This is a genomic window from Lysinibacillus sp. ACHW1.5, from assembly GCF_022014815.1.
GTDB classification, from domain to species: domain Bacteria; phylum Bacillota; class Bacilli; order Bacillales_A; family Planococcaceae; genus Lysinibacillus; species Lysinibacillus capsici.
On sequence record NZ_CP091777.1, the window covers coordinates 2,736,350 to 2,762,577 of the forward strand.

General features: G+C 37.2%; 21 protein-coding genes and 1 riboswitch. Of the genes, 7 read left to right on the forward strand and 14 right to left on the reverse strand.

Annotation, left to right across the window (positions count from 1 at the left end):
- Window positions 1–84: 84 nt before the first annotated feature.
- Entirely contained in the window at window positions 85–267 is a 183-nt protein-coding gene (locus tag L6W14_RS13680; RefSeq protein WP_004231251.1) for a DUF4177 domain-containing protein, read from the reverse strand.
- A gap of 139 nt (window positions 268–406) precedes the next feature.
- Between L6W14_RS13680 and L6W14_RS13685 the strand changes: the two genes are divergently transcribed.
- Window positions 407–871 (forward strand): hypothetical protein, encoded by a 465-nt coding sequence (locus L6W14_RS13685; RefSeq protein WP_131521552.1) that lies wholly within the window; start codon window positions 407–409, stop codon window positions 869–871.
- A gap of 163 nt (window positions 872–1,034) precedes the next feature.
- Window positions 1,035–1,736, forward strand: a complete 702-nt coding sequence (locus L6W14_RS13690; RefSeq protein WP_131521553.1) for a response regulator transcription factor — start codon at window positions 1,035–1,037, stop codon at window positions 1,734–1,736.
- Window positions 1,737–1,757: 21 nt separating this feature from the next.
- On the opposite strand, the gene L6W14_RS13695 is transcribed toward L6W14_RS13690, so the two are convergent.
- The 4 genes from L6W14_RS13695 to L6W14_RS13710 form a co-directional block, all read right to left on the reverse strand.
- A complete protein-coding gene (locus L6W14_RS13695) occupies window positions 1,758–6,893 on the reverse strand; it encodes an ATP-binding protein (protein WP_131521554.1) in 5,136 nt (1,711 codons plus the stop codon).
- A gap of 22 nt (window positions 6,894–6,915) precedes the next feature.
- Window positions 6,916–8,583, reverse strand: coding sequence for an HD-GYP domain-containing protein (locus L6W14_RS13700; RefSeq protein WP_237898208.1), 1,668 nt, complete (start codon window positions 8,581–8,583; stop codon window positions 6,916–6,918).
- 749 nt (window positions 8,584–9,332) lie between these two features.
- Window positions 9,333–10,373: a beta-carotene 15,15'-monooxygenase gene (locus L6W14_RS13705; RefSeq protein WP_131521556.1), complete on the reverse strand. Its 1,041-nt coding sequence runs from the start codon at window positions 10,371–10,373 to the stop codon at window positions 9,333–9,335.
- A gap of 98 nt (window positions 10,374–10,471) precedes the next feature.
- Window positions 10,472–11,365, reverse strand: a complete 894-nt coding sequence (locus L6W14_RS13710) for an AraC family transcriptional regulator (protein WP_237898209.1) — start codon at window positions 11,363–11,365, stop codon at window positions 10,472–10,474.
- Between the two features lie 106 nt (window positions 11,366–11,471).
- Between L6W14_RS13710 and L6W14_RS13715 the strand changes: the two genes are divergently transcribed.
- Both L6W14_RS13715 and L6W14_RS13720 read left to right on the forward strand, forming a co-directional pair.
- Window positions 11,472–12,389 (forward strand): DMT family transporter, encoded by a 918-nt coding sequence (locus L6W14_RS13715; RefSeq protein WP_131521558.1) that lies wholly within the window; start codon window positions 11,472–11,474, stop codon window positions 12,387–12,389.
- Window positions 12,390–12,549: 160 nt separating this feature from the next.
- Window positions 12,550–13,599, forward strand: a complete 1,050-nt coding sequence (locus L6W14_RS13720; protein ID WP_237898210.1) for a Cj0069 family protein — start codon at window positions 12,550–12,552, stop codon at window positions 13,597–13,599.
- 31 nt (window positions 13,600–13,630) lie between these two features.
- Here L6W14_RS13720 and L6W14_RS13725 read toward each other — a convergent pair whose 3' ends face one another.
- From L6W14_RS13725 to L6W14_RS13735, 3 genes are all read right to left on the reverse strand, one after another.
- The gene (locus tag L6W14_RS13725) at window positions 13,631–14,263 is read right to left on the reverse strand and encodes a LysE family translocator (protein WP_048392317.1); all 633 of its coding nucleotides are present in this window, start codon (window positions 14,261–14,263) and stop codon (window positions 13,631–13,633) included.
- A 114-nt stretch (window positions 14,264–14,377) separates the two neighbouring features.
- Window positions 14,378–15,121 carry a tetratricopeptide repeat protein gene (locus L6W14_RS13730; protein ID WP_131521560.1) on the reverse strand — a complete coding sequence of 248 codons (744 nt, stop codon included), beginning with the start codon at window positions 15,119–15,121 and terminating at the stop codon, window positions 14,378–14,380.
- A gap of 90 nt (window positions 15,122–15,211) precedes the next feature.
- The gene (locus L6W14_RS13735; RefSeq protein ID WP_237898211.1) at window positions 15,212–16,924 is read right to left on the reverse strand and encodes a methyl-accepting chemotaxis protein; all 1,713 of its coding nucleotides are present in this window, start codon (window positions 16,922–16,924) and stop codon (window positions 15,212–15,214) included.
- A gap of 202 nt (window positions 16,925–17,126) precedes the next feature.
- Here L6W14_RS13735 and L6W14_RS13740 point away from each other — a divergent pair, with 202 nt between their 5' ends.
- The 3 genes from L6W14_RS13740 (at window position 17,127) to nspC (ending at window position 20,144) form a co-directional block, all read left to right on the forward strand.
- Window positions 17,127–17,333 carry a hypothetical protein gene (locus L6W14_RS13740; RefSeq protein WP_131521562.1) on the forward strand — a complete coding sequence of 69 codons (207 nt, stop codon included), beginning with the start codon at window positions 17,127–17,129 and terminating at the stop codon, window positions 17,331–17,333.
- A gap of 445 nt (window positions 17,334–17,778) precedes the next feature.
- Complete coding sequence (locus L6W14_RS13745; protein WP_048392314.1) at window positions 17,779–19,008, forward strand: saccharopine dehydrogenase family protein; 1,230 nt, start codon at window positions 17,779–17,781, stop codon at window positions 19,006–19,008.
- Window positions 19,005–20,144 carry a carboxynorspermidine decarboxylase gene (gene nspC, locus L6W14_RS13750; protein ID WP_131521563.1) on the forward strand — a complete coding sequence of 380 codons (1,140 nt, stop codon included), beginning with the start codon at window positions 19,005–19,007 and terminating at the stop codon, window positions 20,142–20,144. Before L6W14_RS13745 ends, nspC begins: the two co-directional genes overlap by 4 nt.
- A gap of 45 nt (window positions 20,145–20,189) precedes the next feature.
- Here nspC and L6W14_RS13755 read toward each other — a convergent pair whose 3' ends face one another.
- The 6 genes from L6W14_RS13755 to mce all read right to left on the reverse strand — a co-directional run bounded on the left by L6W14_RS13755 (window position 20,190) and on the right by mce (window position 26,131).
- Entirely contained in the window at window positions 20,190–21,071 is an 882-nt protein-coding gene (locus L6W14_RS13755) for an amidase (RefSeq protein WP_237898212.1), read from the reverse strand.
- A 43-nt stretch (window positions 21,072–21,114) separates the two neighbouring features.
- A riboswitch (cyclic di-GMP riboswitch) is annotated at window positions 21,115–21,205 on the reverse strand.
- Between the two features lie 137 nt (window positions 21,206–21,342).
- A complete protein-coding gene (locus L6W14_RS13760) occupies window positions 21,343–21,831 on the reverse strand; it encodes a chemotaxis protein CheW (protein ID WP_048392313.1) in 489 nt (162 codons plus the stop codon).
- Between the two features lie 23 nt (window positions 21,832–21,854).
- Window positions 21,855–22,970, reverse strand: a complete 1,116-nt coding sequence (locus L6W14_RS13765; protein ID WP_131521565.1) for a M20/M25/M40 family metallo-hydrolase — start codon at window positions 22,968–22,970, stop codon at window positions 21,855–21,857.
- A gap of 134 nt (window positions 22,971–23,104) precedes the next feature.
- Window positions 23,105–24,058 (reverse strand): hypothetical protein, encoded by a 954-nt coding sequence (locus L6W14_RS13770; RefSeq protein ID WP_131521566.1) that lies wholly within the window; start codon window positions 24,056–24,058, stop codon window positions 23,105–23,107.
- Between the two features lie 106 nt (window positions 24,059–24,164).
- Window positions 24,165–25,712, reverse strand: a complete 1,548-nt coding sequence (locus L6W14_RS13775; protein WP_009370220.1) for an acyl-CoA carboxylase subunit beta — start codon at window positions 25,710–25,712, stop codon at window positions 24,165–24,167.
- 5 nt (window positions 25,713–25,717) lie between these two features.
- Window positions 25,718–26,131, reverse strand: coding sequence for a methylmalonyl-CoA epimerase (gene mce / locus L6W14_RS13780; protein WP_004231207.1), 414 nt, complete (start codon window positions 26,129–26,131; stop codon window positions 25,718–25,720).
- Between the last annotated feature and the right edge of the window lie 97 nt (window positions 26,132–26,228).

The window sequence follows — 26,228 nt, forward strand, 5'->3', positions numbered from 1 at the left end:
TAATAAAAACAGCAAATCTTGTATTAAAATAAGAAAACGCTAAACTCCCACCATTTATGGCAAGAATCTAGCGTTCATTGATAGTCATGATAATAATCTCTCAAAAATGATTTCATAGTCTGTTGGTTTCCCATGTCCATTATAAGCAATCGGCAATACTTGCACTAAACGCCAACCTTGCTTCGCGTATTCTTCGATTGTTTTCCGATAGGTAGATTCCTGAAAAAAGCTACCTAAATGTGCTTGTACAAATTTATACTCATACATTGACTCACCCCCTGTAAATCTTTACGTAACTACGGAGTCAAGGTTTCAATAATTAGTAGGTTCTCGCTTTTGAATATTATGATTATTTTAAAGGATTTTAATCTTCACTCGTAGTATTAAACTACATGGGGGTGGTAGTATGTTTGGCATTTTTAAAGAACCAGCGAAGTTCATCGATACATATGAACAAGTGCATTCAATTTTAAAATCATTACTTACCTATGAACTAAAAGAATTACCAAATCGCTATGAATTTTGGTATCGGGTGGCCATCCGTCAAGAGGAGTATCGGACATTACAAGCAGAGCATCGGGCAAAAATCTCAATGACTTCTGCCGTAGGGCGTTTTCATCAAACACAATATGAAGTGATGACACAGAAATTAGCAAAGTTTGAACGCTTATCCGATATTTATAAACTATTTTGTATGGAAGAAGAACGAGAGCTATTAAACCATCGTCTCTCTTTTCATCAAGAAACGATTGCTGCCATCTATGACCATGTTCAACATAAAGAGCTGTATACGTACAGTGATAGTGTTCAACAGCAATTTTGGGAGGCCGTCCGTGATGATCTACTCCATGCTATCGCACACCTAGATTAATTTTTTAGAGACTTCATTTTCTCATGGGGAAATAGAAGTCTTTTTAGTGATTATTTTAACCTAAAGGTTATGAGGGATTCTAAAATCATGCGAGTTCTAAGTCTTCTAATTCCCAACCTAGACAAAAGTTGGTATATTTGAAATAGGAAGGTGATTAATAGATATGTCGAACGAGAAAATTTTAATAGTGGAAGATGATATAGATATTATGGAGGTTTTGTCGCTCACGCTAGCTAATGCTAATTATAGTGTATTAAAGGCATCCTCTCTATCCAGTGGCTGGCATCTCGCTGTCACGCAACAACCAGATTTAATCTTGTTAGATGTTAATTTACCAGATGGTACAGGCTTCGAGTTAGCCAAAAGAATTCGTGATGTGTCGGATGTCATTATCATTTTTGTGACCGTCAATCACCTAATTGAACAGAAACTTGAGGGCTTTGAGGTGGGGGCAGATGATTATATGACAAAGCCATTTATTCCAAAAGAATTATTGGCCCGTATCCAAGCACATTTAAAAAGAAGGAACCCATCAAAGAAAAGTAATATTGTACATATTGATAATTTGTCCATACATTTAGATGAGAAAAATGTTTATAAGGATGGTCAGCTTTTAAATTTATTTACGAAGGAGAAGCTGCTCCTCTTTTTTCTAATTGAGCATGCGAATCAAGTGATTAGTGTTGATCAACTCATTGATCATGTGTGGGGCTATGACGGTGTCACTGATTTGAAAACCGTATCTGTCCATATTAGTACACTTCGTCGTAAAATTGAAGATATCCCCTCAAAGCCGAAATGGATTCAAACAGTGAGAGGTTTTGGCTACCAATTTGTCTATAAAAAAGAGAGTGGTGAGAAGTAAAAAAACACTCACCACCCCTTTTTAATTTTTTATCAATGTCTTAACTAGTGGTAATGTAAAGCTAAATATGCTTCCTTCATTTTCAAGACTTTCAACAAAAATCTCACCATTATGCTGGTGAACAATTTGTTTACAGATAGCTAAGCCAATGCCGTGCGAATGTGCTTCATGGATGTTAGTTGCTCGATAATAGCTATCAAAAATAAAGGGAAGATCACTCTCAGCAATACCAATGCCACTATCTGCTATTGAACAACTCAAGTGCTTGTTCTCTACATGAATGGACACTTGAATACCACCATTTGATGTATATTTCATTGCATTGGTCATGATATTTTCAATCACTTGATTGATTCGTGTTTTATCAATCAAGAGCTGAGCTTCTTCATGACCATAAAAGTGAGCACTGAATGTTAATCCTGATTGTTTTACTTCATCCTCATAACGGGTTACCATTTGTAAAAATAATTCCTTCGCCTTTACCTCAGTAAAAGAAAATTCTGCTCTACCAGCTTCTAGATTTGCTAAATCAAACAAATCTTGAATTAAGCTATTTAATGATAGTAGCCTTTCTTTACTCCGTTTTAAATATTTCTTTCTGGCTACTGCGTCAACTATCACGCCCTCTAGCATAAGTTCTATATACCCTAATGTAGAGGTTAACGGGGAGCGTAATTCATGGGAAATACTATGCAAGAGTTTTTTACGTTCCAGTTCATTTTTTTCTAAACGTTCATTCATTTTTATCAAATGCCGATTCGTCTCATCTAGCTCCTTAGTACGCAACTGAACACGTTTTTCTAAATCTCCATATATTTTCGCATTTTCAAAAGAAACGGCAATTTGAGCCGCAATCACTTTCAATAGCTGAACATGAGATGGATGGAAGGCATTCGTCATTAAGGTATTCTCAAAATACAAAATCGAAATAATTTCATTTTGATGGATAATCGGCAGGCAAAGAATAGATTTAGCCGTCGAGTAGGAGAAAAGAGGATGCTGTGTCATTTGTGCATTGTCGATAATCACATGCTCTTTACTATTAAGAACATAGCGTATAATCGATTGCATATTCGCATTAAAATTCTCCATACTTTGGTGTTCATACATCGTAAACGTTTTTTCTGCAGCTTCCGCCTTTGCCAACACCAATAATTCCTGCCGCTGTTTATGAATGAAATAACCACTATTTGCCCCCACATGCTTTAACAGTGAAAACAATATTTTATGCAGTAAATCTTCCATACGAATAGCTGTTGCAAATGATTGAGTCGTTTCAAAAACCGTCATCATATCAAACGTGAGTGAATCTCTACTATGATTCTCCAGTTTGCGATGTATTTGATAATCTCTTGCCCATCTTCTAGCAACTGTTTCTGCTCCCCACGTTTCAATATTTTGAATACCATTTAGTATATAATGTCTTGCCGTTTTCTTTTGCTGTTTTGCGAAATAATAGTTTGCCGCTCGTTCATATGCTAAGGCTGTGTCCTGGACAAATCCATTCATACTTGCTAATCGTATTGCTCGGTCATAATAGAGTTCTGCCTCATTGTCGTTGTTGTGTAAACGGTAATTCTCTGCCATTAATAAAGCATAGAGATGCTCATAATTTTCTGAAGAATAAACAGCCCATTTCTTAAATTTCTTAAGGCTTTGACGTATATCCTTTAAAAACAACCTCTGCTCCTGTACCTGACAATTTTGACTATGCAGAAAGTGAAATTGCCACATGGACCGATAAAAATAATAGACCGTGGTGATTGGTAATGTATAAGTGTCCTTACTTAGCTTCTTTAATTCAACCAGAATCGCTTTCCCTTGTTTTTCATCAGCTAATAAAAAAGACATTTGTAAACGCACTGAATAATGCATGATTTTAATAGCAGGCTGATCCTGTATTGTGATGGGATAAGCCCAATGTACAGGATGATGAGGAGTGCGGAGGATATTCATCCATCTCCCCATTTCCGCTAAAAAGTCAATCGAAAGGGTACTTGCATGATTAGAAAATTCCTCTTGTTGTCGTTTAATTTCTTGTTGTAAATCCTCTAGGGCAACACCCTGAATAAGTCGTATCGCAACAATAAAACATGAAGCTGAGGATACTAGATGATATAAGCCGAGTTCTTGGCATTTTGCTTGAGCCTCGTCAATATATTGAATACTGGTTTCATAGGGTTCTGTCCAATGACTGATAAACACGCCATACACATAATAAGTATGGCCCTTGATATATATGCTTTCTTGGTTATCTGCCACAATGATGGCTAGTTTGCCAAAGCGAGTGGCTTCTTTTATATTGGTAAAACCTGCATTTAAAAGCATAGCATAGTTAATCAATACCATGCCGCTTTTCGATGTAGCGCCATACTTCAACTGTAAACGTAGCCCTTTCATTAAAAGAATACCTGTTAAGTTAGGATTTAATAGGAAAGCACTTGCCGTCATATTAATAATTAAATGAATCAAAATATCAATTTCTTTACTATTCGTTGGTGGATGCTGCAACAAGTCTTGGTCAGACATACGTCGCAATGCCCATTTCAACAATAAATACTCTTTTAGAAGCTGTGACTTTTTAGGATATGCTGAAATTTTAAGATTCGCAACTTGAAAACCTGCCAAGCCTGCTTCTAGACCAATAATAGGGTTATCGGACTCAATGTATAATACTGTTTTCAAATTGTTAATCATCAGTTTTTCTAATTTTGTCTGTGCATGCTGCAAAGCTTCTGTTAAATGCCTTTCCGATTGTTCGTAGTGACCAGTTAAATATTCACATTCACCTAAATTTGCATATAATTTAACCGACTGTTCTCTCCTAGTCTCCCAATGATCAGGTGTCAATAGTTCTTTACTAGTTGTAAAAAATTTTAGCGCATTATCAAAGAGCCCTATTCTTTTAGCCTCAATACCGAGTTGATAATTCCAAATAGCCAGCTTTTGCTTTTCTTCCCCAGTCAATAAGTGTCGACTGTAATTGAAATGCATGACGATTTCGCTTAATCGATCATGATCAGCAGCTATTTGAGGATCATCTGTTAAAAGTTGGCCAATTTGATAATGAAATTTTGCACGCAATTGCCCTGATAATTCCTGATAAGCTACTTGTTGAATACGATCATGGATAAATCGGAATTTGGTAGAAAATGTATGTAAAATCCCTTCATGCTCTAACGTACTTGCCCATTTATAATGGGCATCTAACGGAATAATAAAGCCATTTTCAACAAGTGTTTCCAGGTGTTTTAATAACGCTTGAGCGGATAAGGACACGAGCTTTAAGACATCTGTAAATTCAAAGCGCTGCCCAAAACATGCAACTATTCGTAAAATCTCATGGGCTTCTGTTGTTAAATTAGCCATTCTAGTTTCAATAAAGGCTAGTAGCTCGTTATTTAAACGGGATAAATTAAATTTCTTACGATTAAACTCCCATTCTTTTGTTGTTGCATTAAAATAAATTGTGTTATCTTGCTGGAGTGAACGAAACGCTTCTTTCACAAATAACGGATTCCCTTTGGTCAAATTAAATAATTGCTTGGTAATGAGCTGTATGGTATGAGGCTTTGCATGGAAAGACGCCTTCAACCATTGTTGAACATGTTGTTCCTGAAGCAGAGGTAAATGGATATGATGACCGCTCGAAAAACTAGTAGTTCTTTGCTGATTTTCCTCCCCTGTGCTGTCCTTATTCACTCGGAATGTACCAATCATCATAAAGTATCCTGCTCGGTGTTGCTCAAAGATTTGGGTCATAATTTCAATTGTACTTTGATTGGCCCAATGCAAATCATCTACAAACCATATAACTGGTTTCTTCTGAATAGCAAATGTCAATAAAATTTTTTGAATCGATATAAACGTATACGAATGAAGCTGTTTTGTATTTTGGCTAACTTCTTTTTGGAAGTGTACTTCCTCCTTCACAAACCATTTAAGTTCAGGTAATAGATGGATAAGTTCATCTGTCACAACTAATTTAACCTCTTGAAATAATTTTTCCCACAAATGGACAGACCTTTCACCTTCCATATAAATAAATTTTAATAAACTCCTTAAAGGATGGATGACAATGGAATAGTCATTTTCTAATTGCAATTGCTCATACTTAGTTGTAATAAAATAGCCTTTTGCGGCCGCAATTTCACCCTTTAGTTCTTGAACTAACTTGGACTTTCCATACCCTGCTTTTCCTGATATCGTAACCATCTTTTTGTCACCTTTTGCAACCTGACGAAAAATAGAGGAAAGCTCTGCGAATTGCGATTCTCTCCCATACAGCTTCGTAGACAGCCCCATATTCAGATGCAAATCCTGTTTACCAAGCAGGAAATTTTCAAGCGGTTCGTTTACTAAAAGTTTCTGTTGGATATGTAGTAAATCCTCTCTTAAACCAATGGCACTTTGATAACGATCAGCTGGATTTTTAGCTAATAGCTTTTCAATGATTTCCCAAAGCAAAGAATGATAACGACTGTCTATACTCACCAATGCCTCGGGTTTTTTGGTGATGATTTCATAAATCAAATCGACGGCATCCTTTGCTTGAAAAGGTAATTGCCCCCCCAGTATTTCGTAAAAAATGATCCCCAGTGCATATAAATCTGTCCGATAGTCTACCTCTAAATGAAGTCTGCCCGTTTGCTCAGGTGCATAATAGGGTAGCTGTTCTAGTCGTTCATAGGGATTTTCTATCACAACTGGAGATTCTACATCATATTTTGTACTAAATTCAGAGCTTAATAGTTTTATTTTTAAAGAATTAGGATTGATTAAGATTTGATTAGGATGTAGGTGTAGGTATAGTAAACCACTTTGTTGCATTTTCATACAAATATTGACAAGGTCAATCGCAATCTGTAGAAATTGATGCAAAGAAATCAAGTTATTACTGAATTGCTTTAAGGGGACTCCATTAAAATTTTCATAAATGATCGCATATTGATCATCTATATAATCAATAGCAATTGGCTTTAATAACCAAGGATTTTGCTCATTCGAAAACAAAGAAAATTCATATTGTAGTTTGGCTCTCGTCTCTGCTGAATTATGATGAACACTTTTTACCAGTACCAGTTTGTTAAATTTCTTCATATACATTCTTTGTAGATGCCAATCTTGACTAGACTGTAAAAGAATACAATCATTCACACATAAACCCTCCTCTTCAATACTAGTTGTTTATTATCTTTGTAACCGCTTTATATTTTTGCAACGCTACCTTTATATTGATTTGTTTCATCGATTGTCCAGCAAAGCTAAAAACAAGGCTCTCTAACTTCTTTGGTGTAATATGATAGAGCTCCAATTTTCGGTTTGTACCGATTAATGGGGTATATTCCTCTTCAAATGAACAGATGGCAGTCGCTTCACAATAATCTGCGATTTGCAATAACTCCTCTTTGCTTGTTGTAATGTCTATGATAATAGGACAGATTCCCTTTACATAAAAAACACCTTCTAATAACAGTAAAGGAATACTTGCTCGTAGATTTTGATCGACTAGAAAGATGGAAGAGCTTTTTGTTTTCGTATCTTTTCGCAAATGGAATATAGCCTTGTTTAATAACCCTCTTAACTTTACTCGTACATTTTCTAACATTACTTGTTCTTTGAGCACATCAAAGATTTGGTATACGGGGATATAAATTTTAGTAATGCATTCGGAAATGGTGTGTTGCTCAACTAGCTTATTATAATATTTCTCCATTAAATGCGCTTCGCCTTTTATTAAATACTCAGAAAATTTCTGAAACAACTGATCCGGTGTTTCTACATAATATGTAATAAGTTTCTCAATTTTTATTTGAAGATTTACTGGTAACTTAAAAATTGTATTCGAATCTAATCTTCTAACCGTAGGAAGAAGCGGGAACATAAGATTGACATGTTCTACTAAGGCATGCGTTCCATCTGACAAAAGGACAATGGACTTTTCTGGATAGATACCAATAAAATCAACAAATTTAGCCAAAAGCTTTCCGTCTAATAAATGCTTTTCTTTATAGATAGTAGCTATAGCTTCTGCAGCCCCTATTTCTTGTTGATAGGGGCGATTCATCGTGATAGCCGAGTAGATATCAATCAGCTGTAGTAATAATACTACCTTTGGAATCTCTTTTCCTGCTAATCCATCTGGATAACCAGAGCCATCGATCCGTTCATGATGTAGTTTTGCCAAAAAGGCAATGGATTCAAGTCCAAGTTCCTTTAATAGGTCATAGCCAAGCTGTGTATGCTTCTGCATGATAGTAAATTCTTCCACAGTTAGTTTTTCCTCTTTCGATAAAATTTCATGTGGAATATTTAATTTACCAATATCATGAAATAAAAAGCCTAATGCATAATGCTCTAAATCAGGAATACCTTCTTTTTTCGCAAATAATGTACCGAGTGTAAATACGTCAAGCGCATGCATATAAGTATATTCATCATATTTTTTTAGTGTCTGCAATAGCCTTCGATAGCTTAGATTCTCCATATACATTTCAAATAAATCTCGCACAAATACGATATCATCCATATTTTTTAAAGCATGACCATATCGTCTCTCCGTACTCAATGCTGCTAGCGCTTGCAGGAATTTAGGCATTCCATTCCATTCACTACTTACTAAAGAATCTTGTTGCTGTTGTACTGTAATAGACTGTATTTGATTAACCTCTTTGTCTATCGGCACTTCAATATATACCTGTTGAACATGACGGTTTTTTAATAATGTAATAATACGTGCTGTTAATACACTTCCCTTTTTTATTAGCATACGATTTTCAACATATAAATCTTTCCCTAAAACAAAGCCTTCCTGTAAATCAGTAATCTTTCTTGGAACTACCTTCAAAATAAACACTCCTTCTATTTTAGTTCATTAAAACTATAAAATCCGAAGGTTAAAATTAGGTTAAATAGTATTCATCACTTTTTATTAAAACAGGATAAAATAATCATATTCTAGTAAATCACTAGGTCCTTTGTTGTTGAAATGCAATCTCCGAGCTAAGTATATTGAATATTTTATTAAACTATAAAGAATGGATTTCTCTCCATTTCTTAACAGATGAGATGATAATCATCAGTAAAGACTTTTTATCCGAAAGCATGGCTAAAAATCAATCAATAAAAAAATAGTCCATGTTTTGATCATAAAACATTGACTATTTCATGTTGTTAAATAGAGTTGAAGTCAACGGCAGAAAAAGCAACTTTGCAAGGTGAGAGGTTGATTTCCGTTCCGCCAGCGTCCTATCCAGGGGGGCATCCGATATGCCGCTTCACTCACTTCCGTTCGCTCCAAGGACTCCTCTGAGATGCTAAATCCTCCTAGGAGTGACGCTAGCTCCACTACAATCAACCCTGCTGCACAAGTGTTTTCAATATAGAAAAGTAATGCGTGACAACACCTCTCCATAAAGAGTTGCGAACCCTTTACTTTATTTGAAAACCAGGAATATTTTTATGGGGTGGAGTGGAAGGCTACTTTACTCCCGTAGGATAGCGAAAGAGGCGAGGCCATAGGAAAACCAATAGCCTGCAACAGAAATTCGTTTCTACCTTTTAATTGACTATTTTGTTTTTTAACACTAAAAATAGTCAATGTTGTTGGCTCATTGCCATTCCTTCTACAAGCATTTGTCTAAATTCTTGAACCTGGTCTGCTTTAATGGCGATATGACTATAGTGCTTCTTGATCCCTAGCATAAACGTTACTTCCACAGGCTCTTTCATTTTCAAAATAAAATGCGGATAGGCCTCACCAAAATCACGTGCTATAAAGTCTATTGTATCTTTTGATAATTTTCCCTCTAATCGCTCCTTGTCTTCGATGATTTCAGCAATATGATCAAAACGAATTTCAGTACGTTTCATTAATCCCAGAGATAAGTACAATGTATCATTTGTGACATACACAGGATTTAGGCGAATAGCCTGCATATCCGCAAGAAAGAAGATTACTGAATAAATATTAAAAACAAGCAACACAATGGAAAGTATCATTGACTTTTCATGTAGCCACCAATGAATACCAATTGTTTCAATAGCAATCCCATGAATAATCATGAGCTGAAAAGCGATATAGCTAGAATTTTTATGCAAAGTTAAACCTTGTCGTTCTTGTCTTTTCCAACTCGCGAAACCATAATAAAGCACTAATAAATCGGCACAGAACATCTGAATAACTGGATGCTTGGGTGCATGTTTTTCTACAGCTTTTGAAAATGAAAAGAGATCAGGTAAAGAGCTGCTCCGCACTTCCCCTAGGATTTTAGGCAGGTATCGTACAAGTGTTGCCACTAGGATAATTTCTAATAGAATAATAGACCCTTCAATCGCAAATCCAGCCCATGTCACTGCCACATAAGGCTGAAGGTGTTCCATAGGAATGATAAAACGTGCTGCAATACAGCCAGCTGCAGCTAATAGGATGGCTTGCTTTAATGAAAATTTTCCTTTATAAAGCATAAATAGCACAGGTACCACCACAATACAATCAATCAATGAGCCCATGACAACACCATTTGTTTCGATAGGTAAAAGAGATGTGCCAAATCCTGTATTATAGAGTGTATAGTTACTTGCTAATACCACTAATAATAAGGCTAGCCAAATATTTTGCTTACTTTTTAAGACCATTCACAACGCCCCCTCTCTACTAATAATTTTACTTTATGCCAAATGGTTCATCTTGTATAGAATTTGAGAATAAAAGATGTTCCTATTTCCATTCACGTTCAATTATTTTTCACACTTAAAAACTTCTTACGATAAACATGTGGCGGATAGCCAGTGTATTCTTTAAACTTTTCAATATAATAACTGACAGTACTAAAGCCTGTTTCAACCGCTATTTCTGTTACAGATCGCTCACTACCTTTCAATAATTCTATGCTTTTGCGCAGTCGATATTGGCATAAATAGGTAAATGGTGTCATGCCCACTATTTTCTTAAAAAAACGACTACATTCAGCGCGACTTATATACACTTGGCTAGCTAAATCTTCTAATGCTATTTTCTGCTGATAATGTGCGTGTAAAAAATCTAGCATAGCTTTTGCTCGTTCATGCTGCACAATAGTGGCAGAATCCATTATTTGTTCTGTCAATAAGGATTGGGTTAGCATGGATTCCCAAATAAATAGAAGCTCTCTCCGTACCTTTAACTCAAAAAAAGCAGTTTGCTCTCGCATTAATTCAGCAATCGTTGCTACTTTCTGTGCTAACTCTTCTGTTAATTTGACATAAGGTATTCGATTTCTTGTAATATACGGTTCTACATATTTGGAGAAAAAGACACTGCCCTCATGCCCCCCCATTAACTTTGGATCTACATTTACACAATAAACGATCGCTTGCTCAATTTGATAAGGTTTTGCTTCATGTAATCCCGAGGCATTAATAAAGAGCCCCTCGCCTTGCTTCAATACAAAAACGTCCGTCCCCACTCGATACTGTGCACATCCCTTTTTTATAAAAACAAATTGTATTTCTTTATGCCAATGGAGAGGTAGAAAATCCATGCTTTCTAATCGCATAATCGTTTCATACAAGGCAACTGGAAATTCCTTTGTTCCATGCAAGGTTAATTCTTGTAAATCTTTAGCAATTTTAATATGTGTTAATGGCATTTATAACACCTCAATATATTGATATTTTATTGGATTAAATCGATATTTTTTTCCACTTAATCACTTTATAATCATCTTATATTGATAGTTTAGGAGATGTAAACAGATGAATCAAATTATCCAAAATAAACGTACACTGGGCTTTCTACTAGTTATTCTTGGAGCAAGTTTCTGGGGAATCGGAGGGACCGTTGCCCAACGACTATTTCAGCAGGACAATTTAGAAGTTGGCTGGCTTGTTTCTAGTCGTTTACTTTTAGCAGGTCTGTTACTAATAGCTATTTATAAAATGACCCATCGGCAAGAATCCATTTTCATCATATGGCGCACAAAGCAAAATGCTTTTAGACAAATTTTATTTAGCCTACTCGGCATGCTTGCTGTCCAATACACCTATATGATGTCAATCGCTATTGGTAATTCAGCTGTAGCCACATTATTACAATATTTAGCGCCACTGTTTATCATGGCTTATTACTTTCTAACCAGGCAAAGTCCATTGACAAAGCAGGATGGTATAGCTGTGTCACTTACACTTGTGGGGACCTTTTTATTATTAACAAACGGTTCTTTTTCAACATTGTCCGTTCCTTTTATGGCTGTGTTGTGGGGGATCTTATCTGGTCTTTCTGTTGCATTTTATACCATTTATGCCGTCCCCCTTTTACAGCAATTCCATTCATTACTAGTTGTCGGCTGGTCGATGATCATCGGTGGTATAGTAATGAGTATAGCTCACCCACCATGGGCTATCGACCTATCAGAATGGACGTTTTCAACCATTGCCTATTTTCTCTTTATTGTTATTTTTGGGACAATGTTCGCTTTTTGGTTTTATATTGCTAGCTTGCACTATCTTTCACCAAAGGAGTCAAGCCTACTAGGTAGTCTTGAACCATTAATGGCTGTCATCACAAGTGTTTGGTGGTTAAAGATTGCTTTTGGTGGCTATCAGTTTATTGGTACATTGCTAATTCTTCTGATGATTTTATACCTTACAGTATTTCAGAAAAAGCAAGCTTGAAAACAGAAAATTAAGAGAGTTATGAATTTTAATAGTCAATACCTCCTATTACCAAGATAGTAATATATGAATTTATACATAAAATTTACATATTTTATCTATCTTTTCTCCTTATTTGTCTACTATACTGAACATAACAACAGATATAAGGAGGTATTTTATGGATAAAAAAGTTATTTTTTTCGAGGTGGAGGGCGGCACAGATAAAGGACCAGATGGCTATCGCCCAGATACAATGCCAATGGTGGAAGCGCTACAGCAACGTGGACAGGATGCAGAGGTGCTCTTCTTTGATATCACAAAAAAGCAGGAAATCTTTCACTATGTGAAGGAACATGGTATTGCCTATGTATCTCGTATTAACCCAGGCAACTTACAGCATGAGGATGAGTACTTTGCTATGCTACAAGAGCTATGCCAAGCTGGCGTTATAGGGATGCCACATCCAGACGCCATGATTAGCTATGGTTCAAAAGACGTATTATCAAAACTGACGACAACAAATTTAGTACCTGATGATACATTTGCCTACTACACAATCGAAGCATTCAAAAAACAATTCCCTGCTTCCTTAGCCTTAACAGAGCGTGTTTTGAAGCAAAATCGTGGTTCCACTGGAGAAGGTATTTGGCGTGTAAAATTGGTGGAACCGCTTGCAGAGGGGATCACTGAAGTGCCACTTGATGCACAAATCAAATGTACTGAAGCAAAAGATAACCATGTAGAATATTGGCAGCTTGACGACTTTATGACATTTTGTGAGCAGTATATTACAGGGACGAATGGTATGTTAATTGATATGCGCTTTCTTCCAAGGATTACAGAAGGCGAAATCCGCTTATTCATGTTGCGCGATCATCCTGTACACGTCGTACATAAAAAACCAGCTGCTACCGAGGATGCCTTTAGCGCAACTCTATTCTCTGGCGCTCAATACCGCTATGACAAACCTGAAGACTGGCAAGAGCTGGTACAGAACTTTTTAAAGCAGCTCCCTCAAGTAACAAACCTACTAGGCAATTATGATTTACCGCTAATCTGGACTGCTGACTTTATGCTAGATACCAATGAAGTCGGAGAAGATTGCTATATTTTAGGTGAGATGAATTGTTCTTGTGTTGGCTTTACTTCAGAACTAGCATTAGCGCATGAAGTAGCAGAAGAAATTTTAGCTTGTATAAAAGAGCATACTGAGGCTGTTGCACAATAAAAAAAAGTGCGATCTTTAGGGATCGCACTTTTCATATATAAATCTTAATTCCTTGTATAAATTCATAGATAAAATAACAAGCGAAGCCAATCAATAAGAAGCCTGCGACAATTGTAAATGTCCTAATCATCTTCCGATTCATAGCTTTACGAGTAACCGAGACAATGGTCAGCAAACCGATATCGTGGAGTAAAATTCCACTTAAAACACCAGCAGCAATAATTAAAAAGCTCGTTGACTCCCCTTGTCCATAAGATTTTGCTAGCACCACACCAAATACGTTGACCCAAAAAACAAGATTACCAGGCGAAATGGCCACTAGTAAGCCGTTAAAATAAGAGGCAAAAAACGATTTGGTTACTTTTTCTCCTGCCAATGTAATATCATGGTCAGCATTCTTGATAGAATCATAGCCTAACAAGAATAAAAAGCCCGCTCCAATAATCCACATAGGTAGTTGAATCAAAGGCATAGCCAAGATGGAGGCTAGTCCCATATACAAAGCAAAAACCAATACTATATCAATGGTCATACCACCAAGCCCAACTGCCCAGCCGTGCATAAAACCATTTTTGAGTCCTTGCTTTGTCATTTCTACTGTAATAGCTCCTACAGGCATGGCAATGGCAAGTCCTACCAATACATACGCTACATATAAACTCAAAAAAACACTTCTTTCATGTCATCGATAAGCTTCATACGTCCGTTTATGGTTTCACTATAGCATAATTATACTTGAAAGGAAATAATTATTAAAAGATACATGTCTTTTTACCTGTTAGAGCATTTGCTTTTTCCATTGTGCTAACAAATCTTTTGACTTCTCCAAATCCAATTTCAATGAGATTTGCTTAGCTGTACAACGTTTTTTAGCTTTCTCCCACGCTTCTTCCAAGGCAGGCAAATAACTTAAATTTTTTGTCGCTGCTACTAGCTGGAAAAATATATTACCTTGAATATAGTGCCAACGAGGATTCATTCCATCTAGGAGTATTGCTTCTTCAATCAGTCTTAATGCCAAATAAGGGCTACCTTCGTGGCGATTTAAAAACTGTGCAAATGCTCCCCAATACAATGCCTTATTGGGCTGCAATTTGATTGCCTCCGCATACTGCACTGATGCCTTGTCCTGTTCTTTTGCAAGGACATAATATTCTGCCATTGTATAATAGGCGTTCGCCTGCGCTTCTATAGGTCCTGCTAATAATTCATCGACCACTTTACCAAATTGCTCATCATCCTGACTACCTATATAAGCTGCGAGAACATCTCGTTCTGGATACGAACCATCTGTACGTTCCTTACTTTGCTTTGCTTTGTCATCAGTAGGCTGAGGCATATTTGCATACCCATTTGCCTCTAGCATTGCCACATGCTGCTGAATGACTTGATAGGCCTCTTCTGCGATCGCTGTATCATTGCCCAATATTTCTTTAGCTAGTTGATAACTTTCCTTTACTTGACCACTCAAAAATAAGTCATTGACTTGTTGAACTTGCTCGTTCATTTGTTTTACCACCATTAAAATCCTCACCTTCGCAAAAGAAAAATCTTATTGCTAGTTTACCATTTAAGTAGTATAAGCAAAAGCCAATATGTCCTAATCTTTCTATTATTCTTTTAATTTAAACGCCTTTACATGTTGTTCGAGTGTGTGTGCCATGTGATTTGTTTCATTAGAGCCATGTGCCACCTCATCAATGCTTGCAGTTGTTTGCTGTGCTGCGACAGTAATCATATTCATCGTTTCTTCTATATCACGAATAGATTCTGTTAATTGTTGAATCATCTGCACAATACGTGAAGATTTTTCGTTTTCAGCGGTCATAGCATTAGAAATGGTAATCATTTCTTCTACTGTTGCAGCCACTGCTGTAGAAATATTTCCTAAAGATTGTGCGGTTAGACGCACTGTCTCTGTTCCTTTTTCAATATATTGCGTATTATCATTCGTAGATGACATGACCTGCTGCACATGCTTCATTATATCCTGAATCAGCTGTTCAACTTGCAATACCTCTTGATTAGATTGTTCAGCAAGCTTCCGTACTTCCTCAGCAACAATAGCAAAGCCTTTGCCATGCTCTCCTGCTCTAGCCGCTTCAATGGAAGCATTCAGTGCTAGTAAATTTGTTTGTGATGCGATGTTCGCAATAGACGTTGTAATCGTTTGAATTTTGGTTGCAGATGTAACCAAGTTTTCTACTGTTTGTCGTACCTCACCTGATCCGCTGTGAATTAATGCCATATCACTGCTTATATCTTTTGCTAGTCGCTCACCCTCTGTTGCTAATTCCATCGTTTGTCGAGCATTATCAGCACTGTTATTGGCATTGCTTTGAATCATTTGAAGGTCCTGTGCTAAAGAAGTAAGAACATCTGTCGCATTTTCAGCATGATGCATCCCTGCCGTCACGGCACTTGTTACCTCTTCGATATTATTGGCGACACCTTGAATGGTATTACTCATATCGTTCAAGGTGGAAGCGGTTTCATCTGCATTATTCGTTAAAGTATTAGAAGTGGAACGCATCGTCATAATCATATTTTGTAAATTAGCTGTCATTCGATTTAATGTATTCGCTAAATCTGCTACTTCATCTTTACTGTTTATTTTTGTTTCAGGTACAGCTAAATTACCATTGGCAATTTCTTTCGCCTGCTGAATCAGCACACTAATCGGTCTTACTTTACGACGGATTAAAAAGCCTGTAATAATGGAAGCAATTAGCATAGGGAAAATACTAATTAAAATCCCATTCCGTACAACATCCCAAGTTCGCTCCTTAACAATATTGGCATCAAAGTCGATGACACTAATGGCAATAATCTCTTTACTGGAATCATGGTCTTTAAAAATAGGGGCATAACCAGATAAACGGTCCATCCCTGCATAGGTATAAGGCTGTGAGTATGTTGGATGCTTATGTGTAAGCAACATATCAATAGCTTCTTTATCTAAATAAAATTGATCACCAGGGGTATAGCCTTTTTCAGCCAAATGATCATCAAGCGCTAATAATGTGCCATCCAACGATAAAATATATTGTGTTTGGAAAATATCTTTATGACCTGTTGTCCAGTTCAAATCTTTCCCAATGCTTTCCTGTACAGCCTTGTCGCCTTGAATGGCCTTGTCCAATTGTTGCGGATTGATCAAACCTGTCGTGATATTGGCACAGCCATAGGCCTCAACACCAGCAGCATCATAAAGTTTATTGTAAGCAGTTATGTATGTAGCGAACGAAGTAATCCCTAGCATCACCACTAAAATACCAGCGATAATCGTCCCAAGTTGAAAAGTTAATGAATTGCGTAATTTCACGATCCATCCTCTCCCCTTTCTTGTAATAATCTATGAATATTCCTGTTGTTTTTCATCATACTACAAAAAGATGTATTAAAAAAGCATCTTTAATTATTCTAGTAAGATAAAAACATTGGAAAAAGTTCTGAATTGTGCGATAATTGAAGTTAATTATCTTGAATCCTGAGCATTACCAATTCATCTAATAGGAGGGCTTGCTATGAATAAACGCTTTCATCTTATATCGATTGTTACAGGAAACTTCTTAACAATAGGGGCCATTTTTATTTATGCCATGCAAAGTCAAATGGAAGTAGCCCTCAGTACGTATGCTCTTGTGATGGGTTTTTTTAGTACTTTGCTTGTGGTTTTCTTCTATATATGGGGGGAAGAAAAACACCAAGTATCCAATCGTTTTCTGAAATAATATGTATCTTTTTCCAGTATATAGATACATGTAGCACGATTAATGTGGTTCCTTCCCTTTCTATAGAGGGATTTTTTTATGTAAAGTCAGTAGGAATGATTTAGTAACAGGAATCAAATAGTCAATCGGAAGAGATACTAGGTCATAACATTCATTGAGAAAAATTTTTACTTGATGTCGATGTATCTAGGATGAGTTCTGATGTAACGTCACCAATTATTTAGGTCTATACAACAGCTATTTTCCTCAATTTTTACTAAAATGGCGTTGTAGATTTATTCATGATTCCCTTCTTTTCCGAAGCATTCCCCTCCGTATACGTCTAATTGTTGTAGAAAAATAAATTTTTTTGTAGAAAATTTTAAAACAATGATTGAGTAGTATATCAATTTTCTGTATAATCAGCTTGTTTGACAATACTTTATATGAACTTGGGGGTAGACAATTGGGTAAAGCATTGATTATCGGAGCTGGCGGAGTTGCCAGTGTTGTGGTACACAAGTGTGTTCAAAATTCGGACGTATTTGAGGAAATTTGTATCGCAAGTAGAACTGTTTCAAAATGTGACGCTCTAAAAGAAAAACTAGACGGCGGAAAAACAAAAATTCATACTGCACAGGTAGACGCAGACAATACAGAAGAGGTTATTGAGCTTATTAAAGCTTTCGGACCAGATGTAGTGATTAACGTGGCTCTACCTTATCAGGACTTAACGATTATGGATGCTTGCTTAGCGACAGGTGTGCACTATGTGGATACTGCAAACTACGAGCCACCTGAAACGGCAAAATTTGAATATAAATGGCAATGGGCTTATAAAGAGAAGTTTGAAAAAGCTGGCTTAACTGCATTACTCGGAAGCGGTTTTGACCCAGGTGTAACAGGCGTTTTCACAGCTCATGCACAAAAACATGAATTTGATGAAATCCACTATATCGATATCGTGGATGCCAATGCTGGAGATCATGGATATCATTTCGCAACAAACTTCAACCCAGAAATTAACATTCGTGAAATTACAGCGAATGGTCGTTACTGGAAAGAAGGCGAGTGGATTGAAACAGCACCACTTGAGAAAAAAGAAGTGTATAACCTACCTGAAATCGGACCAAAAGATATTTACCTTCTATACCATGAAGAGCTAGAATCACTTGCAAAAAATATCAAAGGTTTAAAACAAATCCGCTTCTGGATGACGTTCTCTGAAAAATATCTAACACACTTAAAAGTATTAGAAAACGTAGGTATGACATCAATTGAGCCAATCGAATTTGAAGGACAAATGATTCAACCAATCCACTTCCTTAAAGCGGTATTACCAGATCCAGCTTCACTTGGACCACGTACAAAAGGTAAAACAAACATCGGTTGTATCATTCGCGGTCTAAAAGATGGTAAAGAAAAAACGTACTATGTGTACAATGTATGTGACCACGAAGAGTGCTACAACGAGGTTGGTTCACAAGCGATTTCTTATACAACTGGCGTACCAGCTATGATCGGTGCAATGCTTGTGATGAACGGTGAATGGCGTAAACCAGGTGTATGGAATGTGGAAGATTTCAATCCAGATCCATTCATGGATGCACTAAATAAATGGGGTCTACCATGGCAAGAAAGCCATAATCCAGAATTATTAGACCTTGATTTAGATGCAAAGGAATTAAGCCGATGAAACCAATTGATTTTTCAAAAGTTCCATCCCCTTCTTATGTAGTGGATGAGCGATTATTAACAAAGAATCTTGAGCTTTTAAAATCAATTCAAGATCGAACAGGCTGCCGCATTTTATTAGCCCTTAAAGGCTTCTCTATGCATTCAACATTCCCACTAGTAGGGGAATATTTAGCGGGCATTACAGCTAGCTCACTGCATGAGGCACGTCTTGGCTATGAAAAAATGGGCAAAGAAGTTCACGTTTATGCACCTGCTTATATTGAGCATGAAATGGACGAGCTTCTAGGCTATGTGGATCACATCGTATTTAACTCATTTAACCAATGGGCTCAGTTCAAGGATAAAGTGAAATCTGCTGGTAAAACAATTGAATGTGGTATTCGTGTGAATCCTGAATACTCAGAAATTGAAACAGCTCTTTATGATCCTTGCTACACAAACTCTCGCCTTGGTACAACATTGGCTAACTTTGATAAATCACAGCTTGACGGTATCGATGGCTTGCACTTCCATGCGATGTGTGAACAAAACTCTGATACATTAGAGCGTATTATTGAAGTAGTTGAGGAAAAATTTGGTGATGTTTTACACCAAATGAAATGGTTAAACTTCGGTGGCGGTCACCATATTACACGTGATGATTATGATGTAGAAAAACTTGTGAACATCATTAATTATATTCAAGAAAAGTATAACCTGCTTGTTTATCTTGAGCCAGGTGAAGCAGTAGCCCTTAATACAGGCTATTTAGTAGCAACAGTGCTAGATATTCAAGAAAATGGAATGGATCTTGCTATTTTAGATACATCAGCAACATGTCACATGCCTGATGTACTTGAAATGCCTTACCGTCCAATGATTATAGGTTCTGGACAAGCAAATGAATTAGCACACACATATCGCTTAGGCGGACTAACATGTCTAGCTGGTGATGTGATTGGCGATTATTCGTTTGAACAGCCATTAAAACCTGGTGATCGTCTTGTATTCACAGATATGGCTCATTATTCAATGGTTAAAAACCATATGTTTAACGGTGTCAACCTACCATCTATCGTTTCTTATAATGATGAAGAAGGTATTAAAATCATTCGTGAATTTAAATTCGAGGACTACAGTGGTCGACTGTCCTAATACCAATAGAAAAGCCCTTCCAGTTTAACACTGGAAGGGCTTTTTTTATGGACGCATAGTCATCCAATTCTCCACATAATGAATGGCTACTCCATGAAAAGCGTCATTATTTGAAAAATGTTGCTGAACAAGTATAAGCTGTTCATTCATAAAGGCTTCTCCATTATCATAAAAAGTAATATTTACCCCTTCCTCTGAAGCGCCTGTTTCTACACCAATTACAATTGATTTGTTCATAGTGGAAGCATAAGCGATTTCATGTTCTACAATAGTGATAATATCTTTTGCAGCATCACGATAGGCCATGATCGTCACACTATCCACATGGTCAATGACCCAATCAGCTAATAACCCTTTTCCAAATTCATTATAATACGGAACTTCATCAAACCAAAATGGCATATCTACTTCTAAAGTAAGTTGTAACTGACTCGCTTTCTCACTTGCTTTCATTATTAGTGTTTGATAGGATTCTATCGTTTGTGCTTGATGTAAGTTCCATCCACTATTTAAATAAGGTTCTACATCAAGGTGAATCCCAGAAAATTGCTCAGATTCAGTTGAATTCTCATTATATGTATGTAACCAATTAAACAATTCATCTTGGCTTCGACTACCCTCAGCTGAAACCCAGCTTGCAGCACCATCCAATGCATAAATGCGAATACCTTTGTCAGAAGCGTTACTAATAAAATGCTTATAGTCATCGCTCGCTATGCCTTGATCGATTTGCAGATAAACTTTATTGACATCGTTATGTTCTAAAAATAATAATATTTTTTCTTGGTCATCCCTGATAAGGGATGTATCCCACAGCCACGTAGCCTTTTCCTGTATAGCCATGGCATCAACCTTTCCACTTGATAAAGCTAATAAACTAATCATGATGACGATTAGTGCGGTCCATACTTTTAATTGTCTCTTCATACGAACTAACTCCATTCTACTCGCCTCGGCTCCTAGAACAGAACCTGGCAACCTGACAATCATGCACTAAATTATAGTGTTTAGACTCATGGCTTGGCGTCCCTCCCTTTCGATGAAGTTTGCCTTTTTCAGTTTTTTCTTAATCATTATCATACGCGGTTAGCGATGGTTTGTCTGTAGGTATAATGCATAATTGTCACATGTATGATCAGGTAAAAACGACAAAATACAGGTTAAATTTACTATTCAAACATAAAAAAACGTAGAGTACTTAAGCCTCTACGTTTTCCTTTTCATTTTCAAGCATTTTGTGTAAATAATTGATGATCTCACGAATGCCCTCTAATGAATTAACCAATATTTTGGGATCAACATACGTAATCATTCGATTTTCAAGATTAGCTACCGCAGTAAAATAGCGTGTTTTACTATAATTGACTAGACCCAATTGCTGAAGTACTGATTCATCGAAATCAAGAATTTCACGTGCTTCTGTAACAAGTAATCCATAATTAACAACATCTGTATTCAACACAATGATACGAGCAGTTGCTGTATTCGATGAACGATTGTACAGTATGCGTTCAAAATCAAGAACAGGTACAAGCTCACCGCGAATTCTTGTAAAGCCTAGAAGATAGTTAGGTAAATGAGGAATAGGTGTTACTTGCTCTAATTTTTCAATTGAAATCGCTTGCTCCACAGGCACAGCATACTCCTCTGTCCCACAAGCAAATACGACTGCTTTGACACTTTCCATAGGGTCACATCCTTATTCGACTGTTAGTTTTTCGCCGATTCTTTGACGATTTCTACTAGTAAATCTGCTAATTTTTCAAGTTCTTCTACTGGTATTTTTTCATTTGTTGTATGGATATCCTCGTATCCAACAGATAAATTAACTGTAGGAATGCCAAAGCCTGCGATGACGTTTGCATCTGAGCCTCCACCAGAAATACCTAGTGTCGGTGTGCGATCAATATTGCGTGCAGCAGCCATAGCTACCTGAACTACTTTATCAGATTCCGTTACACGGAAGCCTGGATACATTAGCTTCACTTCTACCTCTGCACGTGCGCCTAAAGAAGCAGCTACTTGTTCAAACGTATCTTGCATATGCTTTGTTTGCGCATCCAATTTAACTTTGTCTATAGAGCGTGCTTCTGCAAGAATTGTCGCTTCGTCACAAACAATATTCGTCGCTTGTCCACCTTCAAAACGCCCAATATTTGCTGTCGTTTCTTCATCTAAACGACCTAGTTTCATTTGAGCAATACATTTTGATGCGACTGTTATGGCAGAAATACCCTTTTCAGGAGCAACCCCTGCATGTGCCGTTTTTCCAATAATCTTTGTGAAAATTTTCGCTTGGAATGGCGCTGCTGTCACGATACCACCAACTTTGCCATCGCTATCAACCGCAAATCCATATTTTGCTTTAATGTTTGCTGGATCTAACTCTTTAGCGCCAACAAGGCCACTTTCTTCACCAGCCGTAATAATAAATTCAATATCGCCATGTGCAATATTTTGCTCTTTCAAACGTTTGATCATCTCCAATAGAGCAGCTAGTCCTGCTTTATCATCGGCCCCCAAAATCGTTGTACCATCTGATACGATATAGCCATCTTCACGTAAAGACGGTTTGATGCCTTTTCCCGGAACAACAGTATCCATATGAGAAGTGAAATAGATTGGCTCTACATTCAATGTGCCCTTTAATGTAGCAATAATATTACCTGCCCCATGTCCATTACGCGTATGTGCATCGTCTTGAATCACTGAAAATCCTAGTGCAGTTAACTTATCTACAAGAATTGGTGCTATTAGTTGTTCATGTTTTGTTTCTGAATCAATTTGTACGAGCTCAAAAAACTCTTCTACTAAACGACTTGTCATGTTGTAAAACTCCCTTAGTTTACGTGTATTTCCACGTTATAGTATATGTATTATTTTAGCACAACGTCAGAAGAGTTGAAATCATTGAACAATACTACCAAAATAAAAAGTCTGAGAAAAATCTCAGACTTTCCTTAGTCATTGAAAATAAGCTCTTTTTCTTTTTCTAATGATTGTAGGTAGTTGACAGCTTTATTATGTTTATCCTGTAAGCGCCAAATCGTATTATGTACATCATCTTGAACACGTGAGACCTGTTCCCTTGCTGTTGAGATTTTAGAATGAACAGACCATGCTGAAAAAATATCATCAAAAAAGTAATCCGCAAACTTAACAAACCCATCTGTTTCAATATGCAACGATTTCGTAGACATCTCATGAACATCTAATAATTCATTATGAAACCGTTGTAAGGCAATTTGAGCACTGTGTAAATCGTTTTCAGACTGATCGAGCGCATCATGCTTTAAGTGCGTAGCAATCAGCCCTCCACCAAGAAATGTATCCCATGTGGAATACCCATTGGCCGAATGTAATGAAGCTGCTGCTTGCCCTAGCCTTGTAAGAGCTACTTCTCCCGCTTCCTCCGCCTCTTTAATTTCTCTAATGAGCTGCTTTGTTAGCATTTCCTCATGACCTAAATGCTCTAGCCTTTCTGCTTGGGCAGCATCATGAATCTGTAAATACTTCTTCTTTTTTAGGTAGACCTGTTGAAGTGATTGCTGAAGCGCATTTTCATCAATCTGGGCTAGCTGATTCATCACTTGCATGTTGTCCTCTGCTAAATCTTTTTGCATTTTCTTTGCTTCATTCAGCTTTAATTCAAGTACTGCCGCCTTATCAATTTTTTCTGCCCTCAGTTCATCTTGTTGCCCTGTCCACGTACGAATCATATTCATAAACGAGAAACCATCCAATTTATCAAGTTTGGATCGAATTTGATGGAGTGCTGCCGTATGATTGTCTATTTCCTGTTGTGTATGTTTAATTTGTCCATCAATTAACTGATTTTGTTCGTTTAATCTAGATGCTTTTCTAAGTTGTGTATGAATCTTTTCTTGCTCTATTTGTAATTGCTGCCATTCCATTCATCTCAACTCCTCCTATCTATCAGTACGGATGACAAACAAAAATGTTTCACTTTTTGGCAATGAAAAACCTAGCAACTTTTGAGCTGCTAGGCTTGTATGACTATTATAGAGGAATATTACCGTGCTTTTTCTCCGGACGTGTTTCATGTTTGTTTGACAGCATATCAAGTCCTTGAATCAGTTTGATACGTGTATCTCGTGGATCGATTACGTCGTCTACCATACCGCGAGATGCTGCTACATATGGGTTAGCAAATTTTTCTTTATATTCTTCGATTTTCGCTGCACGAGTTGCTTCTGGGTCATCTGATTTTGCAATTTCACGGGCAAAAATGATGTTAGCTGCGCCAGCAGCACCCATAACAGCAATTTCAGCATTTGGCCATGCAAATACAAGGTCAGCACCGATAGATTTAGAGTTTAAGGCAACGTAAGCGCCTCCATAAGCTTTACGTAAAATCACTGTAATTTTTGGAACAGTCGCTTCTGAATAAGCATACAGAATTTTCGCACCATGACGAATAATACCACCATGTTCTTGTTTAACACCTGGGAAGAAGCCAGAAACGTCTTCAAATGTGATGATCGGGATATTGTATGCATCACAAGTACGAATGAAACGAGCTGCTTTATCAGAAGAATCGATATCTAAGCCACCAGCAAGAACTTTTGGTTGGTTACAAACAAGTCCAACTGATTCGCCAGCAATACGTGCAAAACCGACTACTACGTTTTTAGCAAACTCTGCATGGACTTCCATGAACGAACCTTCATCCACTACTTGCTCAACAACTTTACGTACATCATATGGACGTGTTGTTTCGATTGGTACTGTATCTACGATTTCTGGACGGTAGTCATCCCCTTCAGGTCTAGCTTGTCGAGGTGCCTTTTCTTTATTATTTTGTGGTAAGTAGCTTAATAGTTTTTTAATTTCATCAATTGCCGCCTCTTCAGAAGGAGCACGGAAATGAGCATTCCCACTGACCGCATTATTTACTTTCGAACCACCTAAATCTTCAGCAGAAATTTTCTCTCCTGTTACCGTTTCGATTACTTTAGGTCCCGTAATGAACATTTGAGATGTTTTATCCACCATTAGAATAAAGTCAGTAATAGCTGGAGAATAAACAGCTCCACCAGCACAAGGTCCCATAATCACAGAGATTTGCGGAATCACACCAGAATAAATGGCATTTCGGTAGAAGATATGACCATAGCCATCTAGTGAAAGAACACCCTCTTGAATACGTGCACCACCTGAGTCATTGATGCCGATAAATGGTGTACCATTTTTTGCAGCTAGATCCATCACTGTGGCCATTTTTTTCGCATGCATTTCACCGAGCGCCCCACCAAACACTGTGAAATCTTGAGAGAATAAGTATACGGGACGTCCGTTAATTTTACCAAATCCAGTTACGACACCATCACCAGGTCCCTCCATTTTTTCCATGCCGAAGTCTACTGTACGGTGTGTAATAAATGGGTTAATTTCGAAAAATGTACCTTCGTCTAGCAACAAGTCTATACGCTCACGAGCAGTAAGTTTCCCCTTCTCATGCTGCTTATCGATACGATCATAGCCCCCACCAAGTTCAATTACCGTTTTACGGTCATACAAGTCATTGATTTTGTCGAACATATCCATACTAATCACTTATCCCCTTTTCCACTTTTATCACATAATTCATATAACACCCCAAATGAGGATTTAGGATGCATAAACGCAACCTCTGCCCCTCCAGCACCTGGCCCTGGCTCTTCGGATAAGAGACGTACACCTTTTTCACGAAGCTCTGCCATTCGTTCACGAATTCCCGTCACACCAAATGCAACATGGTGAATTCCTTCTCCACGTTTTTCAATAAAACCATGGATGGCACTTTTATCACTCATTGGTTCTAATAGCTCGATTTTCACGTTCCCTGCATCGATAAATGCCACACGAACCTGTTGAGATTCTACTTCTTCCACTTTCATCAACTTTAAGCCTAAAGTTTCTGTATAATATGTAATGCGTTCATCAAGATCGCGCACTGCAATCCCAATATGGTCTACTTTCTCCATGGTGACATCTCCTTCTGTTATGGTACATACTCTATTTTACAGACTTTTTTGTCAAAACTCTACTACTTGAGAAATTTTTCAGATTTGCTAAACTATT

Coding starts and splice junctions, on each gene's coding strand:
- L6W14_RS13680 (WP_004231251.1), bottom strand. CDS start 267: ATGTATGAGTATAAATTTGTACAAGCACATTTAGGTAGCTTTTTTCAG.
- L6W14_RS13685 (WP_131521552.1), top strand. CDS start 407: ATGTTTGGCATTTTTAAAGAACCAGCGAAGTTCATCGATACATATGAA.
- L6W14_RS13690 (WP_131521553.1), top strand. CDS start 1,035: ATGTCGAACGAGAAAATTTTAATAGTGGAAGATGATATAGATATTATG.
- L6W14_RS13705 (WP_131521556.1), bottom strand. CDS start 10,373: ATGGTCTTAAAAAGTAAGCAAAATATTTGGCTAGCCTTATTATTAGTG.
- L6W14_RS13710 (WP_237898209.1), bottom strand. CDS start 11,365: ATGCCATTAACACATATTAAAATTGCTAAAGATTTACAAGAATTAACC.
- L6W14_RS13715 (WP_131521558.1), top strand. CDS start 11,472: ATGAATCAAATTATCCAAAATAAACGTACACTGGGCTTTCTACTAGTT.
- L6W14_RS13720 (WP_237898210.1), top strand. CDS start 12,550: ATGGATAAAAAAGTTATTTTTTTCGAGGTGGAGGGCGGCACAGATAAA.
- L6W14_RS13730 (WP_131521560.1), bottom strand. CDS start 15,121: ATGGTGGTAAAACAAATGAACGAGCAAGTTCAACAAGTCAATGACTTA.
- L6W14_RS13740 (WP_131521562.1), top strand. CDS start 17,127: ATGAATAAACGCTTTCATCTTATATCGATTGTTACAGGAAACTTCTTA.
- nspC (WP_131521563.1), top strand. CDS start 19,005: ATGAAACCAATTGATTTTTCAAAAGTTCCATCCCCTTCTTATGTAGTG.
- L6W14_RS13755 (WP_237898212.1), bottom strand. CDS start 21,071: ATGAAGAGACAATTAAAAGTATGGACCGCACTAATCGTCATCATGATT.
- L6W14_RS13760 (WP_048392313.1), bottom strand. CDS start 21,831: ATGGAAAGTGTCAAAGCAGTCGTATTTGCTTGTGGGACAGAGGAGTAT.
- L6W14_RS13765 (WP_131521565.1), bottom strand. CDS start 22,970: ATGACAAGTCGTTTAGTAGAAGAGTTTTTTGAGCTCGTACAAATTGAT.
- L6W14_RS13770 (WP_131521566.1), bottom strand. CDS start 24,058: ATGGAATGGCAGCAATTACAAATAGAGCAAGAAAAGATTCATACACAA.
- L6W14_RS13775 (WP_009370220.1), bottom strand. CDS start 25,712: ATGGATATGTTCGACAAAATCAATGACTTGTATGACCGTAAAACGGTA.
- mce (WP_004231207.1), bottom strand. CDS start 26,131: ATGGAGAAAGTAGACCATATTGGGATTGCAGTGCGCGATCTTGATGAA.